The organism is Vibrio sp. FF145 (assembly GCF_041439075.1).
In the GTDB taxonomy this organism is placed as follows: Bacteria; Pseudomonadota; Gammaproteobacteria; order Enterobacterales; family Vibrionaceae; genus Vibrio; species Vibrio tasmaniensis_A.
Map to the genome: position 1 here is coordinate 1 of NZ_JBGONH010000133.1, position 1,016 is coordinate 1,016.

The 1,016-nt window shown below is 39.4% G+C and carries 2 protein-coding genes; one reads left to right on the forward strand and one right to left on the reverse strand.

Annotated elements, in window-relative coordinates:
* Positions 1 to 417: transposase (locus ACED42_RS21825; protein WP_371704157.1), on the forward strand; the 417-nt coding region annotated here is incomplete at its 5' end.
* Positions 418 to 468: 51 nt separating this feature from the next.
* Here the strand turns inward: ACED42_RS21825 and ACED42_RS21830 are convergent.
* Positions 469 to 825 (reverse strand): hypothetical protein, encoded by a 357-nt coding sequence (locus ACED42_RS21830; protein ID WP_371704159.1) that lies wholly within the window; start codon positions 823 to 825, stop codon positions 469 to 471.
* Positions 826 to 1,016: the final 191 nt, after the last annotated feature.

Below are 1,016 nucleotides of genomic sequence, written 5' to 3' on the forward strand. Positions count from 1 at the left end.
AAACTCATTGAAGATAGCCCTGAATACCAAGCTAAAAAAACAATATTGCAAAGCGTCCCAGGAATAGGAAACATTGCCGCTGCATCAATAATTAGCAACGTACCTGAACTTGGTTACATCACGAATAAACAAGCAGCATCACTGATTGGTGTCGCTCCAATAACACGCGAAAGTGGGCGCTACAAAGGTAAGCGCGTGATCCAAGGCGGTCGAGCGCAAGTACGCACAGTGTTATATATGGCAATGATGTCAGCCATGCAATGTAACCCCGTATTCAAAACGACTTATGCTCGACTTTTAGCTGCCGGAAAGCCTAAGAAAGTCGCAATAATCGCGTGTGTTCGAAAGATGGTTGTGACCCTAAACTCTATGCTGAGAGATGGCGCTATGTGGAATGAAAGTACAGCCAAAAACTAATCATTGACGCCATAGTCGTTTGTTATGTGAATTTAACAGTCAATCACCGAACTAATTTTTAGGACGACGAGTATTTTTTAAAGCGGGTTGAACTATTTCATCTTTCCCAATTTTTTCTTTAATTTTTTCGCCTAGAACCTTATTTTTTATCTCTTTAACTTTTTCATTCACGCACTCCCTTATCGCTTTCAAGCATTTCGGATTAGATGCAATACAACCTTTAACAAGCTTCTCCAGTTCGTTAACCTCAAGCGGATAATCCAGGAGCTTCTTTAATTCAATGACATCATCATCTTGATAATTATCATTGAGCAACTTTTCCAACAAAGCATTAATTTTTTGACTATTGTTAATTTGGAGCTGTTTATAAAGTTCATTTGCTTGGTTTAAATCATTTTTATCGTTCATTACTCAATATCCTTCTCTACAATGCTTAAAATTGCATAGTCACATAACGCTTGGCATAAGGTGCGCTTACGCCATACTTACAAAACCAATTACACTTCAAACCAACACTGCCGAGTGTTAAGCGTCACCTTGATGCCTTTGTGTACGCCCAGCATGGGTATGAACTAATGAGGTGAGAGTCCTCTGTAGGA

Bases quoted from the DNA above. Each gene is read 5' to 3' on its own strand.
- ACED42_RS21830 (WP_371704159.1), bottom strand. From the start codon at position 825: ATGAACGATAAAAATGATTTAAACCAAGCAAATGAACTTTATAAACAG.